Genomic DNA, 16,222 nt, shown 5'->3' on the forward strand with positions numbered 1-16,222 from the left:
TGTGGTCTTTTGGCCGCCACGTATGAACGACCTGTGACGATTCTGCCTCACCGTACGGTCCCCGCGTACCCGCGCAGGTGGGAAGGGGTCAGCCCCGCAGATCCACCAGCAGCGGAGGCGCGTGCTCGCCCTTGACGTCGGTCAGCGACAGCACCGCGTGCCCGGCCGGCACGGCGTGCGCCAGCTCGGAGGCGGACCAGCGCTCCCGCTCGACCTGCCGCACGGTCACCGCCCGCGCGGTCGGGGCCTTGCCGGTGATCACCCGGCGCACCATGTGCACGGCCTTGCCCGCCGGGGTCTCCGCGATGATCTGCCGGTCGGTGACGTCGCGGGCCTCGGTCCACTCCTTGCCCCAGACCTCGGCGAAGTCCTGCCCGTCCCAGGGTGTGAGACCCGACAGGGCCATCCGGCAGCCGGTCGCGCCGAGCAGCGGCCCGCGCAGCGGCCGGGCCACGTCGTCGAGGGTCCGCAGGGTGAGCACGACCCCGGCGTTTCCGGAGCGCAGCCGCTGGATGCCGCGCACGGCCTCGGGTGTCACCACCCCGGTCGCGTCGTCCAGCACCAGGCAGGCGAACAGCGATCGGTCCTCGCGTACCGCGACACTCGCCGTGAACTGGGCGAGCACGAGGCGGGCCAGCATCTTGGAGGCGTCGGCGTGCCCGCGCTGGGGCAGGTCGATGCGCACCCGCACCGGGTGGTCGAGGGCCTTGAGGGTGAAGGGCCGGGACTGCCCGGAGGTGTCGAAGAACCCGGCGAACGCGGGCCGGTCGAGCAGGGCGACACGATCGCCGAGCACTCCACCGACGTCACCGGGCTGCCCCATCTGCCGCTCCCGGGCGTCGAGCTCCCGCAGCAGCGACTCCTGCCCGGCCTCCTGGAGCCCCTGCCGCAGCGCGGCGAACGGCCCGGGCGCGCCGTCGAGCAGCTGCCGCAGCTCGGGGACGGAGGGGAAACGCCCGTGCACGGCGCGGAACGGGCCGAGCAGCTGGGCGAGGACGGTGGTGGACCGGCGGCTGTCACTGCCGGGGTGCGGGTCGGCGAGGTCGCCGACGAGCGCCTCGGCGAGCACGGCCGCGGCCTCGTCCGGGTCACTGGTGCCGCCGTACAGATCCAGGTCGTACTCGGACTCCTGGTTGCCGATCCGCACGACCACGTCGTAGGCGTCGGCCGGTCCGAGCCCCGCGCCGGCCGCCCCGACGACGACCACGGCGGCCCGCCCGGCGAGGGCGTGCAGGCAGAGCGACTCGGCGAGAGGGCGGACGACGGTCCCGGTCTTGCCGGAACCCGCGGGGCCGACGGCGACGAGCGAGGTGCCGAGCAGGTCGGGCCCGAGGGCGAGCCCCGTACCGCGGTAGGTGTAGGGGTTGCGGGCGTCGTCCACGGTGGTGCCGAGCCGCACCTGCCCGGTGACGAGGTCGTGCCGGGAGAGCCGGGCGGGCAGGTCGCGCTCCCCGGAGGGGTGCAGGCACGCGGCGGCACCGTCCTTGAGCACGGCGCCGCTGAAGCCGGCGAGGCTGTGCCGCCCGGTGCGCACGCCCTGCCAGGCGCGCAGGATCCGGGCGTGGTCGACGTCCCGCATCAGTCCGGAGCGGGCCTCGGCGGCGAGCCGCTCGGCGGCATCGGGGGCTCCGGCGGCACGCAGTTCGTTCCACTGGGCCGGGTCGTCCTCGGGCGCCGTACGGGTCTCCTGGGCCTCCGGCCGGCGGAAGCGGGGGGTGACGAAGCGGCGCCACACCTCGCCCCAGCGGCCGAGCCGGGCCGCCCCGACCATGATCACCAGGGCGACGAGCAGCTCGTACCCCTGGTAGACGACGAACGTCCCGGTCTCCCCGAGGGCGCTGTCGCCGCCGCGCCAGGCGTCGGGGACGATCAGGTCGAACGGCACCCACCACCAGGTGCCGATGTAGCCGTTCTGCAGCAGCGACCAGATCAGCCATCCCACGAGGAAGGCGATCAGTGCCCCGCTGAGCAGCTGCCGGGTGGGGATCTCCTCGGGCTCCTCGGCGGGCCGCGGCCGGTGCCCGAACCGCCACACGCCCGGGGCGGCGTCGGGGCGCGGCGCCCGCAGCCAGGTGAGGAACGCCGACCCGTCCGCCGGCGGTGGCATCCCCGGCGCCCGGGGCGGCAGGGGAGGCATCGCGGGCACCTCGGGAGGTCCCGCCGGGCGCGGCACAGGGCTCGCATGCGTACCCCGCGCCTCCTGCGTCCCGTCGCTGTCCATCGCCCTTGCCCCCTGACCAGCCGTTCCGTCCACCATCAGCGAGCCAATCTAACGCCCTCTCCTGGGGAGTTCACCGCTTACGCGGCCGGGTGATGGGCACCAGCCCATCAGAGTGCCATGTCCACCCCGGACAAGGCGCCCCGCCGACAACGCCCACATGGAGCATGCCCACCCCCCTTCCCCCGCCCTAGCCTGCGAGAAAAGAAGCCAAGATTCCGCTGAGACCATCCGCACCACCCCAGGAGCCCCGCATGACCGCACTTCCGCAGGAGCGCCGCGTCGTCACCGCCATTCCCGGTCCGAAGTCGCAGGAGCTGCAGGCCCGCCGTACCGCCGCGGTCGCGCAGGGCGTGGGGTCCGTGCTGCCCGTGTTCACGGCGCGCGCGGGCGGCGGGATCATCGAGGACGTCGACGGCAACCGTCTGATCGACTTCGGGTCGGGCATCGCCGTGACCTCCGTGGGCGCCTCCGCCGAGGCCGTCGTACGGCGGGCGTCGGCGCAGCTGGCCGACTTCACCCACACCTGTTTCATGGTCACGCCCTACGAGGGTTACGTCGAGGTCGCCGAGGCGCTCGCCGAGCTGACCCCCGGTGACCACGCCAAGAAGAGCGCCCTGTTCAACTCCGGCGCCGAGGCCGTCGAGAACGCTGTGAAGATCGCGCGGGCGTACACCAAGCGGCAGGCCGTCGTGGTGTTCGACCACGGCTACCACGGGCGTACCAACCTGACGATGGCGCTGACCGCCAAGAACATGCCGTACAAGCACGGCTTCGGCCCGTTCGCGCCCGAGGTGTACCGGGTGCCGGTGGCGTACGGCTACCGCTGGCCGACCGGGCCCGGGAACGCCGGTCCCGAGGCCGCCGCGCAGGCCATCGACCAGATCAGCAAGCAGGTCGGCGCGGAGAACGTCGCCGCGGTCATCATCGAGCCGGTGCTCGGCGAGGGCGGCTTCATCGAGCCGGCCAAGGGCTTCCTGCCGGCGATCCGCAAGTTCACCGAGGACAACGGCATCGTCTTCGTGGCCGACGAGATCCAGTCCGGCTTCTGCCGCACGGGCCAGTGGTTCGCCTGCGAGGACGAGGGCATCGTCCCGGACCTCATCACGACGGCGAAGGGCATCGCCGGCGGTCTGCCGCTCGCGGCCGTCACCGGTCGCGCCGAGATCATGGACGCCGCGCACGCGGGCGGCCTGGGCGGCACCTACGGCGGCAACCCGGTCGCCTGCGCGGGCGCGCTCGGCTCGATCGAGACGATGAAGGAACTCGACCTCAACGCCAGGGCGAAGAACATCGAGGCGGTCATGAAGGCCCGCCTCGGCGCCATGGCCGAGAAGTTCGACATCATCGGCGACGTCCGGGGCCGGGGCGCCATGATCGCCATCGAGCTGGTCAAGGACCGCGCCACCAAGGAGCCGAACCCGGAGGCGACGGCAGCGCTCGCCAAGGCCTGCCACGCCGAGGGCCTGCTGGTCCTGACCTGTGGCACCTACGGCAACGTGCTCCGCTTCCTGCCGCCGCTGGTGATCGGCGAGGACCTGCTGAACGAGGGTCTCGACATCATCGAGCAGGCGTTCTCCCGCGTCTGATCCCTCGGCACGCGCATCTGAGCCGGCGTCCGGGCAGGTGAGCCGCCCCGGTTCCGCCACCGGGGCGGCGAGCGGCAGACGGTGTGAAGAAGGTGTGCGAGGTGGATGACAGGGGGCCCTACGGCCTGTCGTGCGCCCCGGCCCTGTCGTAGGTTCTACCCAGATGAGAGATACACCCCGCCCACAGGGGACTGTGGGTGACATCAGGCCGGGGCCTCCCCAGCTTCGACCTGGTCGTGCCCTCGCGCACACAACCGGAGCCTGAGGCTCTGGATCTCCTCACCGATCGGACAGTCGCCCGCCCCAAACCCCCCGGGGCGCGCGGCGTTCCGGTCCGGAACGGCCGCCCCGGAACTCCCCCCCCCTGTTCCGGGGCGGCCGACCTCTCTTTCCGCCCCTTGTGCGACACCGCGAGCCGCGGTCAGCCCCGTGTGAGGGGCGCGGGCTCCGGGCGGTGGATCCCCCGCGGGCGGTATCCGAGAATGTCGGCCACGCCGAGCACGTCCGCGAGCAGCCAGATGATCGCCAGCCACATCTCCGTGCCCTGGAGGCCCGGTTCACGGCCCGGCCCGGAGCCGTCGGGGGTCGGGCCGAAGCCGAAGCCCCGGCCGTCGTGCCATCGGCGCAGGGCGGCCGTGAGCTGGTTCGCCGCCCAGGAGCGCGCCTCTTCCGAGCGGTGAGCGGTCTGCCGGGCACAGAGCCACAGGGGGTGGATCACGTCCAGGACATTGCAGGCGTTCTCCCTGCCGGGCGCGAAGTGGCGGGGGTCGCGGGCGTGGTCGAGGACGGTGTCGATCACGCGCTCCGGGTACGGCACGGGCAGACCGAACTGGGCGAAGGAGCCCCGGGTGAGGCGGTAGTAGCCGTTGACCATCTGCAGGCGTCCGTCCTGGCGGGTGGGTGAGCCCCACATCCCGGTCCCACCGGCTGCTGATGAACCGGCAGATCCGGAGCGGAGCCGTGGTTGAAGCCGAGCAGTGAGCTGTGGGCGCCGATGCGCACCCCGTCCCCGAGGGTCACGGTGCCGCGCACCACCGTGAAGGGGTTGTGAACTGCTGGCGGCTGACTGTGCATAGGCGTGTTCAGGCATACATGAGTGAGCGTCAGTGCTGCGGCTGTTGCGGCCTCATGGGTGTGAAACGAAAGTTCCCCTGTCGAATGTGTGACCTCTGCCCGGAGTGGTCGTTGAGCGTGCGAAGGGGTTGATCGGCTGGCGCGGGGACGGGGGGAAGGATATGGGCGAGCTGCGGAAGCCGGCGGCCTCGTTCGTCGTCCTCGGCCCGTCCGGGGTGACGGTCCGCGACCGGCTCAAGCACCTGACCGCCGAGGACGAACGAGTGCTGCGTCTGGTCGGTGACCATCTGGGCACGCTCGCCTCCCGGGATCTGAAGGCGCGGTGCGCCGCGGGGCTGGAGCACGATAGTGAGTTGTGGGCTGAGCGTAAGCGGGTCCTGACGGTGGAGTCCGTCCTCGCGGTGGGCCGGGTCGATCACGAAGGCCACGCACGATCAGTGGGCGCTGGCCCGGCGCGGTCAGCTCGCGCACATTCAGAATCTTCAGGCGAGTGTGCGCACGATCGAGCACCGGTTGTCCCTGCCGGTCGGCGAGGCGGGCAGCAGGCGAGCTCCGGGCGGATACCGCAGCAAGCGGGAGTGGTTTGTCAAGACGCGCCGCCTGCACGTGCTGACCGACCGGCTCGATATGGCGCGGGCGGACTGGGAAGCCGGACGCGTGGGCGTGGTACGCGGCGGGAAGGGGCTGTTGAACACCCGCCACCATCTGCGGGCCGCCGGGCTCACAAAGGAGCAGTGGCGTGCGCGGTGGCGAGCCGGGCGGCGGTTCCTCGCAGCGGACGGCGAGTCGGGTAAGCGGTTCGGCAACGAGACGATCCGCGTCACGCCCGACGGCGAGGTCTCGATCAGGCTCCCCGCGCCGTTGGCGTATCTGGCGAACGCCCCGCACGGCCGGTATGTGCTCGCCGCGACGGTGGCGTTCGCGCACCGCGGTGAGCAGTGGGCCGACCGTATCCAGACCAACCGGGCGGTCGCCTACCGCATCCACGAAGACACCGTCCGGGGCCGCTGGTACCTCACCGCGTCCTGGACGATCCCCCCGGTCAAGACCGTGCCCCTGGCCACGGCCCGCACGGGCGGGCTGGTCGGTGTGGACACCAACGCCGACCACCTGGCCGCCTGGCGCCTGGACACCCACGGCAACCCCGTCGGCGAACCCCTCCGCTTCTGCTACGACCTGTCCGGTACCGCACAGCACCGCGACGCCCAGATCCGCCACGCCCTGATCCGCCTGCTGCACTTCGCCAGGCGGCATGGCCTTGCGATCGCGGTCGAGGATCTCGACTTCACCGCGGACAAGACGCGCGAGAAGCACGGCCGCCGCAAGACGTTCCGCAAGCTGATCTCCGGCATGCCCACCGCCCGGCTGCGGGCCCGGCTGGTGTCGATGGCGGCCGAACTCGGCATCACCATCGTCGGCGTCGACCCCGCCTACACCAGCCGCTGGGGTGCCCAGCACTGGCAGAAACCCCTCACCAGCACACGCCGCAACCCCACCCGCCACGACGCGGCCGCCGTGGCGATCGGCAGGCGCGCCCTGGGACACCCGATCCGGCGACGGACGGCACCGCCCCCCGCTCACCGGAGTGATGAGCAGGGGCATCGGACCGTCCAGGCCAGCTCGGTGGCCCCAGGGCGTGAGGAACCCCGCCCCCGCATTCCCGGACCACGGACACGATCCGTGCGCGCCGGATACGGGGCGAAAGCGGGCAACCAGGACACCCAACACCGTTCGGGGCGCCCGGCTGAGCATGAGTTCTGGCACCAGGACTCACTCCCGCTCAGTCTTTAGGAACGGTTGATCGTGCAGTCGGCCCCCGTGCGCATGCGGTCGGTGACATAGGCATGGGCGGCGATGTACGAGCGGTCTCCCAGGTGCAGGACGTCCGGGTGCACGGCCGCCGTCCCGGCCACGAAGCAGCTCTCGCCCAGGAGCACCTCCCCGGGCCCCGCCAGCAGCCGCCGCTGCCGCTCCCGCTGTGCCGCGCGCTGCCCGTCGCAGGCCCGCCCGGCGAAGAGCCAGGGGCAGTGGTCGAAGAGACTGTCGTCGTCGGACGGCTGGTTCACATGATCCTCCGAAGGGCCGCGAGAGGGCGTCGGCGCTCGTGCCAAGCTGTGCCCCATGCCGATCACCGCGCACCAGGACCGTACCGCTCCCCCGGGCCCCCTCGCCCTCCTGCTCGCCCTCCCGGCTGTCCTCTTCGCGCTGATCACCTGGCAGGTCGTCGCGGACGGTCCGCTCGTCCGGCTCGACGAACGCCTCAGCCGCGTCCTGGTGGAGCCGGACCGCTGCTCCGAACTCCTCGCCGACCTGGGCAACGTGCAGGTCGCGGTCCCGGTCCTCGCCGTCGCGCTCGGGTACGCCGCGGTACGTCACCGTCGTACCGGCGTGGATCGCTGGTGGCTGCCCGTCGCCGCCGCGGCCCTGCTCATGGCCCTGGTCCCGGCGCTGGTCGTCCCGCTGAAGGAACTCACGGCCCGCCCGGGCACCCCGGCCGTGCCGCCCGGCACCGGTTACTACCCCTCGGGCCACACCGCCACCGCCGCCGTCGCCTACGGTTCCGCGACCCTGCTTCTGCTCCCCTGGCTCCGCACCACCCTGGCCCGCCGCTTTCTGGTCGCCGTCTGCGTCGCCCTGGTCCTGGGCGCGAGCTACGGCCTGGTCCGTCGCGGCTACCACTGGCCGCTCGACGTGCTGGCCAGCTGGTGTCTGTGCACGGTGCTGCTGGCGGCGCTGTGGCTGGTCGTCCGGGCCGTGGCGAGGCCCGGGCGGTCTCAACCACCAGGGGCCTGACCGTCGTTCTCCGTGGCCAGGGCCGCCGCCGCCTCGTGCATCGCCAGTTCCAGCAGGGCCGGGTCCGTCAGCATGCCCGAGCCGTCCGGGGGGACCAGCCAGCGGACGCCGCCGGGTGAGGAGCGGCCCGGGTACGGCACGACGATCCAGGTGCCGGCGCCCGCCGTGCGGATGCCCGTGCCGAGCCAGCGGGCAGCGGTGCCCGGCGGCACGAAGAACCCCATGCGGGCGTCACCGAAGTCGACGAGCACGGGGCCCGGCCGGTCGAGGACGCGGGTGAGCACGTCGAGCGTGGCGTACCCGAGTTCGCCGGGCAGGATCAGCACGTCCCAGGCGCTGCCGGCGGGCAGCAGTGCGACCCCGAGCGGGTTGCGCTCCCACTCCCAGCGGCAGGCCTCGGGATCGGGCGCGACGGATGCGAGCCACTCGACCGCCGTCTTCGCACCGGTCATCGTCAAAGACCCCCTTCTCTCTCGCGTATCCCCCGGACGCGCGGGGCGTCCGAGGGGCATCACGAGGGAGAAGGGGGTGTCCCCCAGGCCATTACGCGGGTTCCGGCACCTCGTTGGAGTGAACCGGATCACACCCGGTCGATCAGCTGTCGAATCCCAGCCCCAAGCGGTCCATCGTGCGCAACCACAGATTGCGGCGGCCGCCCTGGGCGTCCGCGCGGGCCAGTGACCACTTGGTGAGGGCGATGCCCGTCCAGGCGAAGGGCTCCGGCGGGAAGGGCAGGGGCTTCTTGCGGACCATCTCCAGTTCCGTGCGTGGCGTGCGTTCGCCGGACAGCAGGTCCAGCATCACCTCGGCGCCGAAGCGGGTGGCACCGACCCCGAGGCCGGTGTACCCGGCCGCGTACGCCACCTTGCTCTGGTGGGCGGTGCCGAAGAACGCCGAGAAGCGGGAGCAGGTGTCGATGGCGCCGCCCCAGGCGTGGCTGAAGCGGACGCCCTCCAGCTGCGGGAAGCAGGTGAAGAAGTGCCCGGCGAGCTTGGCGTAGGTCTCGGGGCGGTCGTCGTACTCGGCGCGGACCCGGCCGCCGTAGGGGTAGATCGCGTCATAGCCGCCCCACAGGATCCGGTTGTCCGCGGACAGCCGGAAGTAGTGGAACTGGTTGGCGCTGTCGCCGAGGCCCTGGCGGTTCTTCCAGCCGATCGATTCGAGCTGCTCGGGGGTGAGCGGCTCGGTCATCAGGGCGTAGTCGTAGACCGGGACGGTGTACGAGCGGACGCGTCTGACCAGGTTCGGGAAGATGTTGGTGCCGAGGGCGACCTGGCGGGCGCGGATCCCGCCGTAGGGGGTGCGTACGGCCATGCCGGGCCCGTACGGCTTCAGGGTGAGGGCGGGGGTGTTCTCGTAGACGCGCACGCCCAGTTCCACGCACGCCCGCTTCAGGCCCCAGGCGAGCTTCGCCGGGTGGAGCATGGCGACGCCCCTGCGGTCCCACAGGCCCGCCTGGAAGGTGGGTGAGTTCACCTGCTCCCGTACGGCGTCGGCGTCCAGGAACTCGACGCCGTCGGCCAGGCCCCGGCGGGACGTCTCCTCGTGCCACTCGCGCAGTTCACGTGCCTGGTAGGGCTCGGTGGCGACGTCGATCTCGCCGGTGCGCTCGAAGTCGCAGTCGATGGAGTGCCGGGCGACGGCCGCCTCGATCTCGTCGAGGTTGCTCTCGCCCATCCGCTGGAGGGTGTGGATCTCGTCCGGCCAGCGGGTGAGGCCGTTGGGCAGGCCGTGGGTGAGGGAGGCGGCGCAGAATCCGCCGTTGCGGCCGGAGGCGGCCCAGCCCACCTCGCGGCCCTCCACCAGCACCACGTCCCGCTGCGGGTCGCGCTCCTTGGCGATCAGCGCCGTCCACAGACCGCTGTACCCGCCGCCGACGACCAGCAGGTCGCAGGTCTCGGAGCTGGTGAGGGCGGGTTCGGGACGGGGCCGGCCGGGGTCGTCCAGCCAGTACGGGACCGGCTGGACGTCGGAAAGCGAACGGGTCCACTGATTCATGGCGCTCGGGGCCATGATTTCAACTCCCTACGGGGTTATGCCTTCTGCCTGTTGCGGCGGTTTCCGGCAACCATGGAAACCAGGACGAACAGTACGGCGACGACGAACATGGTCGTGCCGATGACATTGATCTGAACGGGCGTTCCGCGCTGCGCCGAACCCCAGACGAACATGGGGAAGGTGACGGTCGAGCCGGCGTTGAAATTGGTGATGATGAAATCGTCGAAGGACAGCGCGAAGGCGAGAAGTGCGCCCGCCGCGATGCCCGGTGCGGCGATCGGCAGCGTCACCCGGACGAAGGTCTGGAACGGGCCCGCGTACAGGTCCCGGGCCGCCTCCTCCAGTTTGGGATCCATCGACATCACGCGTGCCTTGACGGCCGTGACCACGAAGCTCAGGCAGAACATGATGTGCGCGATGAGGATGGTCCAGAAGCCCAGCTGGGCGCCCATGTTGAGGAACAGGGTGAGCAGCGAGGCGGCCATGACGACCTCGGGCATCGCCATCGGCAGGAAGATCAGCGAGTTCACGGCGCCGCGGGCGCGGAACCGGTAGCGGACCAGGGCGAAGGCGATCAGGGTGCCGAGGAGGGTGGCGCCGAGGGTCGCCCAGACCGCGATCTGGAGGCTGAGGGACAGCGACCCGCACAGCCCGGAGACCTCGCACGGGTCCTTCCAGGCGTCCAGGGAGAACTGCTGCCATTCGTAGTTGAAGCGCCCCTTCGGTTTGTTGAAGGAGAACACCGTGACGACGACGTTCGGCAGGAGCAGATAGCCGAGGGTCAGCAGTCCCGCCAGGACGACGAGATTTCTCTTGAGCCAGTTGACGAAAGCCATTCAGACCAGATCCTCCGTCCCGGACCTGCGGATGTAGAGCGTGACCATGAGCAGAATGGCCGCCATGAGAATGAAGGAGAGCGCCGCGGCCGTCGGATAGTCGAGCACTCTCAGGAACTGCGTCTGGATGACGTTTCCGACCATGCGGGTGTCGGTGGAGCCGAGCAGATCGGCGTTCACGTAGTCACCGGCCGCCGGAATGAAGGTCAGCAGCGTTCCGGAGACCACGCCCGGCATCGACAGCGGGAAGGTGACCTTGCGGAAGGTGGTCCACGGCCTGGCGTACAGGTCCCCCGCCGCCTCGTGGAGCCGGCCGTCGATGCGCTCCAGCGAGGTGTAGAGCGGAAGGATCATGAACGGCAGGAAGTTGTACGTCAGACCGCACACCACCGCGAGCGGGGTGGCCAGGACGCGGTCGCCGGCGGTCATGCCCAGCCAGTCGGTGACGTCCAGGACGTGCAGCGTGTTGAGCGCGCCGACGACCGGTCCGCCGTCCGCGAGGATCGTCTTCCAGGCCAGGGTGCGGATCAGGAAGCTGGTGAAGAACGGCGCGATCACCAGGATCATGATCAGGTTCTTCCAGCGGCCGGCGCGGAAGGCGATCAGATACGCCAGCGGGTAGCCGAGCAGCAGGCACAGGATCGTCGCCGTGCCGGCGTAGAGCACCGAGCGGACGAACTGCGGCCAGTACGCGGAGAGCGCGTCCCAGTAGGTTGCGAAGTGCCAGGTGACCTTGTAGCCCTCCTCCAGGGAGCCCGTCTGCACGGACGTGGAGGCCTGGTAGATCATCGGCAGCGCGAAGAAGACGACCAGCCAGAGGATGCCGGGCAGCAGCAGCCAGTACGGCGTGAAGCGGCCCCTGCGCTTGGGGGGCTTCGGCTCGGGGGCCTCGGGTGCGAGGGGCGGTGGCGCCTCGGTGAGTGTCGACATCAGGCCGCCTCTTCCACGCCCGCGTCGGCGTCCTGGGCGGCGTCCAGGCCGAAGGTGTGGGCCGGGTTCCAGTGCAGGACGACCTCGGCGCCGGGTACCAGGCGGGGGTCGCGGTCGATGTTCTGGGCGTAGACCTCGAAGTCGGAGCAGACCGGGCTGTCGACGACGTACTGCGTGGAGACGCCGATGAAGCTGGAGTCGGCGATCCGGCCGGTGATGCGGTTGCGGCCCTCGGGGATCTCGCCGGCGTCGTCGGCGTGGGTCAGGGAGATCTTCTCGGGGCGCACACCGACCAGTACCTTGCCGCCGGTCGTCGCGGGGGCGGAACATCGCGCTTCGGGCAGGACGAGTTTGCCGCCGCCCGCCTTCAGCACGATCTCCTCGCCGTTCTTCGAGTCGACCTCGGCCTCGATGAAGTTGGAGGTGCCGAGGAAGTTCGCGACGAAGGTGGTGCGCGGGTTCTCGTAGAGGTCGGTGGGGGCGCCGAGTTGCTCGACGCGGCCCGAGTTCATCACGGCGACCGTGTCGGCCATGGTCATGGCCTCCTCCTGGTCGTGCGTGACGTGCACGAAGGTGATGCCGACCTCGGTCTGGATGCGCTTGAGCTCCAGCTGCATCTGGCGGCGCAGCTTGAGGTCGAGGGCGCCGAGCGGCTCGTCGAGCAGGAGCACCTTGGGGTGGTTGATCAGCGCGCGGGCGACGGCGACGCGCTGCTGCTGGCCGCCGGAGAGCTGGTGCGGCTTCTTGCGGGCCTGCTCGCCGAGCTGGACGAGGTCGAGCATCTCCTCGACCTGCTTCTTCACCGACTTGAGGCCGCGACGGCGCAGGCCGAAGGCGACGTTCTCGAAGATGTCGAGGTGCGGGAAGAGGGCGTAGGACTGGAAGACCGTGTTCACCGGCCGCTTGTACGGCGGCAGGGCGGTCACGTCCTGCTCGCCCAGGAAGACGGTGCCGGCGGAGGGTTCCTCCAGGCCGGCGATCATGCGCAGGGTGGTGGTCTTGCCGCAGCCGGAGGCGCCGAGCAGGGCGAAGAAGGAACCCTGCGGGACGGTCAGGTCGAGCGGGTGGACGGCGGTGAAGGAGCCGTAGGTCTTGGCTATGCCCGTGAGGCGGACGTCGCCGCCGGGGCCGGTCTTGTTCGTCATGGTGGTCACGCCCCCGTCAGCTTCGCGAACTTGGCTTCGAACTCGGTCTCTTCCTTCGAGCTCAGCGAGCGGAAGGCGTGGGACTTGGCGGCCATGGCCTTGTCGGGAATGATCAGCGGGTTGTTCGCCGCGTCCTTGTCGATCTTCGCGAGCTCGGTCTTCACACCGTCGACGGGGCACACGTAGTTGATGTACGCGGCGAGTTCGGCGGCCGGTTTCGGCTCGTAGTAGAAGTCGATGAGCCGTTCGGCGTTGGTCTTGTGCCGGGCCTTGTTGGGGATCAGCAGGTTGTCGGTGGACGTCACGTAGCCGCTGTCCGGGATGAGGAAGTCGATGTCGGGGCTGTCCGCCTTGAGCTGGACGACGTCACCGGCCCAGGCGACGCAGGCCGCGAAGTCGCCGCTGGTCAGGTCCGAGGTGTAGTCGTTGCCGGTGAAGCGGCGGATCTGGCCCTTGTCGACGGCCTTCTGGAGGCGGGCGACGGCCGCGTCGTAGTCGTCGGCGGTGAAGTCGGCCGGGTCCTTGCCCATGTCGAGCAGCGTCATGCCGATGCTGTCGCGCATCTCCGACAGGAAGCCGACCCGGCCCTTGAGCTTGGGGTTGTCCAGCAGGTCGGACACCGACCTCACCTCGACGCCGTCGAGGGCCTTCTTGTTGTACGCGATGACGGTGGAGATGCCCTGCCAGACGTACGAGTACGCGCGGCCCGGGTCCCAGTCGGGGCTGCGGAACTGGGCGGAGAGGTTGGCGTAGGCGTGGGGCAGGTTGCTCGGGTCGAGCTTCTGCACCCAGCCGAGGCGGATCAGGCGGGCGGCCAGCCAGTCGGTGAGGACGATCAGGTCGCGGCCGGTGTCCTGGCCCGCGGCGAGCTGCGGCTTGATCTTGCCGAAGAACTCGTTGTTGTCGTTGATGTCCTCGCTGTACTTGACCGTGATGCCGGTCCGCTTCGCGAACCGGTCCAGGGTCGGGTGGCGCTTGCCGCTGTCGTCGACGTCCATGTACTCGGTCCAGTTGGAGAAGTTCACCGTCTTCTCCTTGGCCGAGTGGTCCTCTGCCGAGACGCCGCCCTGCGTCTGACCGGCGGCGGGAATGCCGCAGGCGCTCAGCGTCCCGAGTCCGCCGGCCGCGAGCGCCCCGCCCGCCGAGGCGCGCAGCAGGGACCGCCGGGTGAGGGCGGCCCTGCCGTTCTTGAAACTGCGCCGCACGGCGGCCACTTGGGCCGCGGACAGGCGGTCGGGCTCGTACTGCTCCATGCGCGTGGTGCCCTTTCGGAGGGTGGACGGCCGTTGGTCAGGCGGCCTGCGAACGGCTATCGATCCCCGAACACGGTGCGGTGCCAGTCCTTCGCGGCCACCGCGGTGTTGTCGAACATGACGTGCTTGATCTGGGTGTACTCCTCGAACGAGTACGCGGACATGTCCTTGCCGTAGCCGGAGGACTTGTGGCCGCCGTGCGGCATCTCGCTGATGATCGGGATGTGGTCGTTGATCCACACGCAGCCGGCCTTGATCTCGCGGGTGGCCCGGTTCGCGCGGTACACGTCCCGGCTCCAGGCGGAGGCGGCCAGGCCGTAGGGGGTGTCGTTGGCGAGCGCGAGGCCCTCGTCGTCGGTGTCGAACGGCAGCACGACCAGGACCGGGCCGAAGATCTCCGACTGGACGACCTCGCTGTCCTGGGCCGCGTCGGCGATGAGGGTGGGCCGGTAGTAGGCGCCCTTGGCCAGCTCCCCCTCGGGTGCCTCGCCGCCGGTCACCACGCGCGCGTAGGCCCGCGCGCGGTCCACGAATCCGGCGACCCGGTCCCGCTGCACGTGCGAGATCAGCGGGCCGAGGTCGGTGCCGGCGGCGAAGGGGTCGCCGAGCCGGACGCTCTCCATGAGCGCCGCGGTCCGCTCCACGAAGGCGTCGTACAGCGGCCGCTGCACATACGCGCGCGTGGCTGCCGTGCAGTCCTGCCCGGTGTTGATGAGGGAGCCCGCGACCGCGCCGTGGGCGGCGGCCTCCAGGTCGGCGTCGTCGAAGACCACGAAGGGTGCCTTGCCGCCGAGCTCCAGGTGGAGGCGCTTGACGGTGGCGGTGGCGACCTCGGCGACGCGCTTGCCGACCGCGGTGGAGCCCGTGAAGGACGTCATGGCCACGTCGTGGTGGCCGACGAGGTGCTCTCCGGCCTCCTTGCCGGTGCCGGTGACGATGTTGATCACGCCGTCGGGGATCCCGGCGTCCGTGGCCGCCTGGGCGAAGAGCAGTGAGGTGAGCGGGGTGAGCTCGGCCGGCTTCAGGACGATGGTGTTGCCCGCGGCGATCGCCGGGAGGATCTTCCAGGCGGCCATCTGGAGGGGGTAGTTCCAGGGCGCGATCGACCCGACGACCCCGATGGGCTCACGCCGGATGTACGAGGTGTGGTCACCGGAGTACTCACCGGCGGACTGCCCTTGCAGATGCCGTGCGGCACCGGCGAAGAAAGCGGCGTTGTCGATGGTGCCCGGGACGTCGAACTCGCGGGTCAGCTTCAGCGGCTTGCCGCACTGCAGCGACTCGGCGCGGGCGAAGTCCTCGGCCCGGTCGGCGAGGACCGCGGCGAACCGGTGCAGGGCGTCGGACCGCTCGCCGGGGGTGGTCCCCGCCCAGCCGGGGAAGGCCGCGCGGGCGGCGGCGACGGCCCGGTCGACGTCGGCCGGGCCGGCCAGCTCGTAAGTGAGGGCCTCCTCGCCCGACGCCGGATCGACGACCGCGTGCGTGCGGCCGGAGGTGCCCCTGGTCAGACGGCCCGCGATGTACTGCGCGCCCTCCGCGAAGCGCTCCTCGGCCGGAAATCGGTCCGGGGTGGCGGTGCCCGGGTTGTGCATGTCGCTCTCCTCCGTGTCCCCTGACGGGGGCCGGCGTGGCTCAGGCTCGATTTGAGTGCCGATCCTGACAGAGGTATGCCACTCCAACAAGTGATTCCGTTGTTGATTTTTGGTTACGCGACGGAATCTGTCGACCAGGTGTCGAGTTCACCGCGAAAAGGCAGGACGCTGTGTCAGTGGTGCGTGCCAGACTCGCCTGCATGGAGAAGATCACGGGGGCGGTCGGCTCGCAGGAGGCCCTGATCGCGGCGGTCCGGGCGGGGGCCAGGGTCAGGTATCTGCACTTCTGGGGGCACCGGCCGCGGCCGGACGGACGGATCGGGGCGAGCTGTCTGAGCCAGTGGTGGCCGGCGCCGTTCACGGTCGACGGCGTGGACTACGCGACGGCCGAGCACTGGATGATGGCGGCCAAGGCGCGGCTCTTCGAGGACGCGGCGGCGGAGCGTGCCGTGCTGGCCGCGGAGCATCCCGCCGGGGCGAAGAAGGCCGGGCGGCTGGTGCGCGGCTTCGACGAGCCGGTCTGGGCGCGGGAGCGGTTCCGGATCGTCGTGGAGGGCAGTGTCCACAAGTTCGCGGCGCATCCCGAGCTGCTGGGCCATCTGCTGGGCACGGGCGACCGGGTGCTGGTGGAGGCGAGTCCCGTGGACCGGGTGTGGGGCATCGGGCTGGCCGCGGACGACGAGGCGGCGGCCGATCCGCAGCGGTGGCGAGGGCCGAATCTGCTGGGGTTCGCGCTGATGGAGGCGCGGGAGCGGCTGCGGACGGCCGGAGCATGAGCAAGGGGCCGGTCCTCG

At 70.9% G+C, this 16,222-nt stretch carries 12 protein-coding genes and 2 pseudogenes; 4 read left to right on the forward strand and 10 right to left on the reverse strand.

Features of this window, described 5'->3' with window-relative positions; genetic code table 11:
- Positions 1–88: 88 nt before the first annotated feature.
- Positions 89–2,221 carry an ATP-binding protein gene (locus ACFCXS_RS04235; RefSeq protein WP_376641562.1) on the reverse strand — a complete coding sequence of 711 codons (2,133 nt, stop codon included), beginning with the start codon at positions 2,219–2,221 and terminating at the stop codon, positions 89–91.
- 251 nt (positions 2,222–2,472) lie between these two features.
- Between ACFCXS_RS04235 and gabT the strand changes: the two genes are divergently transcribed.
- A complete protein-coding gene (gene gabT / locus ACFCXS_RS04240; RefSeq protein WP_376641563.1) occupies positions 2,473–3,807 on the forward strand; it encodes a 4-aminobutyrate--2-oxoglutarate transaminase in 1,335 nt (444 codons plus the stop codon).
- 421 nt (positions 3,808–4,228) lie between these two features.
- On the opposite strand, the pseudogene ACFCXS_RS04245 reads toward gabT, so the two are convergent.
- Positions 4,229–4,726, reverse strand: a pseudogene (locus tag ACFCXS_RS04245) (acyltransferase); the annotation flags it as partial.
- Positions 4,727–5,042: 316 nt separating this feature from the next.
- Here ACFCXS_RS04245 and ACFCXS_RS04250 point away from each other — a divergent pair.
- A pseudogene (locus ACFCXS_RS04250) lies at positions 5,043–6,672 on the forward strand (IS200/IS605 family accessory protein TnpB-related protein).
- Here the strand turns inward: ACFCXS_RS04250 and ACFCXS_RS04255 are convergent.
- Positions 6,669–6,947, reverse strand: a complete 279-nt coding sequence (locus ACFCXS_RS04255) for a hypothetical protein (protein WP_376641564.1) — start codon at positions 6,945–6,947, stop codon at positions 6,669–6,671. The pseudogene ACFCXS_RS04250 and the gene ACFCXS_RS04255 sit on opposite strands and share 4 nt — an antisense overlap.
- Positions 6,948–7,002: 55 nt before the next feature.
- On the opposite strand from ACFCXS_RS04255, the gene ACFCXS_RS04260 reads away from it, so the two are divergent.
- Positions 7,003–7,674, forward strand: coding sequence for a phosphatase PAP2 family protein (locus ACFCXS_RS04260; RefSeq protein ID WP_376641565.1), 672 nt, complete (start codon positions 7,003–7,005; stop codon positions 7,672–7,674).
- On the opposite strand, the gene ACFCXS_RS04265 is transcribed toward ACFCXS_RS04260, so the two are convergent.
- The 7 genes from ACFCXS_RS04265 to ACFCXS_RS04295 form a co-directional block, all read right to left on the reverse strand.
- Positions 7,656–8,126, reverse strand: a complete 471-nt coding sequence (locus tag ACFCXS_RS04265) for a hypothetical protein (RefSeq protein WP_376641566.1) — start codon at positions 8,124–8,126, stop codon at positions 7,656–7,658. The two genes, ACFCXS_RS04260 and ACFCXS_RS04265, sit on opposite strands and share 19 nt — an antisense overlap.
- Before the next feature lie 142 nt (positions 8,127–8,268).
- Positions 8,269–9,687 carry an NAD(P)/FAD-dependent oxidoreductase gene (locus ACFCXS_RS04270; protein WP_376641567.1) on the reverse strand — a complete coding sequence of 473 codons (1,419 nt, stop codon included), beginning with the start codon at positions 9,685–9,687 and terminating at the stop codon, positions 8,269–8,271.
- Positions 9,688–9,707: 20 nt separating this feature from the next.
- The gene (locus tag ACFCXS_RS04275; protein ID WP_376641568.1) at positions 9,708–10,508 is read right to left on the reverse strand and encodes an ABC transporter permease; all 801 of its coding nucleotides are present in this window, start codon (positions 10,506–10,508) and stop codon (positions 9,708–9,710) included.
- Positions 10,509–11,438 carry an ABC transporter permease gene (locus ACFCXS_RS04280; RefSeq protein WP_376641569.1) on the reverse strand — a complete coding sequence of 310 codons (930 nt, stop codon included), beginning with the start codon at positions 11,436–11,438 and terminating at the stop codon, positions 10,509–10,511.
- Positions 11,438–12,583 carry an ABC transporter ATP-binding protein gene (locus tag ACFCXS_RS04285; RefSeq protein ID WP_376641984.1) on the reverse strand — a complete coding sequence of 382 codons (1,146 nt, stop codon included), beginning with the start codon at positions 12,581–12,583 and terminating at the stop codon, positions 11,438–11,440. The genes ACFCXS_RS04280 and ACFCXS_RS04285 overlap by 1 nt, the downstream gene beginning before the upstream one ends.
- A gap of 5 nt (positions 12,584–12,588) precedes the next feature.
- Positions 12,589–13,836, reverse strand: a complete 1,248-nt coding sequence (locus tag ACFCXS_RS04290) for a spermidine/putrescine ABC transporter substrate-binding protein (protein WP_376641570.1) — start codon at positions 13,834–13,836, stop codon at positions 12,589–12,591.
- Between the two features lie 56 nt (positions 13,837–13,892).
- Positions 13,893–15,428: a gamma-aminobutyraldehyde dehydrogenase gene (locus ACFCXS_RS04295; RefSeq protein ID WP_376641571.1), complete on the reverse strand. Its 1,536-nt coding sequence runs from the start codon at positions 15,426–15,428 to the stop codon at positions 13,893–13,895.
- Between the two features lie 200 nt (positions 15,429–15,628).
- On the opposite strand from ACFCXS_RS04295, the gene ACFCXS_RS04300 reads away from it, so the two are divergent.
- Positions 15,629–16,204 carry an NADAR family protein gene (locus ACFCXS_RS04300; RefSeq protein WP_376641572.1) on the forward strand — a complete coding sequence of 192 codons (576 nt, stop codon included), beginning with the start codon at positions 15,629–15,631 and terminating at the stop codon, positions 16,202–16,204.
- Positions 16,205–16,222: the final 18 nt, after the last annotated feature.

Source organism: Streptomyces sp. NPDC056373 (assembly GCF_042262425.1).
Classification (GTDB): Bacteria; Actinomycetota; Actinomycetes; order Streptomycetales; family Streptomycetaceae; genus Streptomyces.

What these genes read in the sequence shown, in the direction of transcription:
- ACFCXS_RS04300 (WP_376641572.1), top strand. Translation starts at nt 15,629, where the DNA reads ATGGAGAAGATCACGGGGGCGGTCGGCTCGCAGGAGGCCCTGATCGCG.
- ACFCXS_RS04285 (WP_376641984.1), bottom strand. Translation starts at nt 12,583, where the DNA reads ATGACGAACAAGACCGGCCCCGGCGGCGACGTCCGCCTCACGGGCATA.
- ACFCXS_RS04235 (WP_376641562.1), bottom strand. Translation starts at nt 2,221, where the DNA reads ATGGACAGCGACGGGACGCAGGAGGCGCGGGGTACGCATGCGAGCCCT.
- gabT (WP_376641563.1), top strand. Translation starts at nt 2,473, where the DNA reads ATGACCGCACTTCCGCAGGAGCGCCGCGTCGTCACCGCCATTCCCGGT.
- ACFCXS_RS04270 (WP_376641567.1), bottom strand. Translation starts at nt 9,687, where the DNA reads ATGGCCCCGAGCGCCATGAATCAGTGGACCCGTTCGCTTTCCGACGTC.
- ACFCXS_RS04295 (WP_376641571.1), bottom strand. Translation starts at nt 15,428, where the DNA reads ATGCACAACCCGGGCACCGCCACCCCGGACCGATTTCCGGCCGAGGAG.
- ACFCXS_RS04265 (WP_376641566.1), bottom strand. Translation starts at nt 8,126, where the DNA reads ATGACCGGTGCGAAGACGGCGGTCGAGTGGCTCGCATCCGTCGCGCCC.
- ACFCXS_RS04260 (WP_376641565.1), top strand. Translation starts at nt 7,003, where the DNA reads ATGCCGATCACCGCGCACCAGGACCGTACCGCTCCCCCGGGCCCCCTC.
- ACFCXS_RS04275 (WP_376641568.1), bottom strand. Translation starts at nt 10,508, where the DNA reads ATGGCTTTCGTCAACTGGCTCAAGAGAAATCTCGTCGTCCTGGCGGGA.
- ACFCXS_RS04280 (WP_376641569.1), bottom strand. Translation starts at nt 11,438, where the DNA reads ATGTCGACACTCACCGAGGCGCCACCGCCCCTCGCACCCGAGGCCCCC.
- ACFCXS_RS04290 (WP_376641570.1), bottom strand. Translation starts at nt 13,836, where the DNA reads ATGGAGCAGTACGAGCCCGACCGCCTGTCCGCGGCCCAAGTGGCCGCC.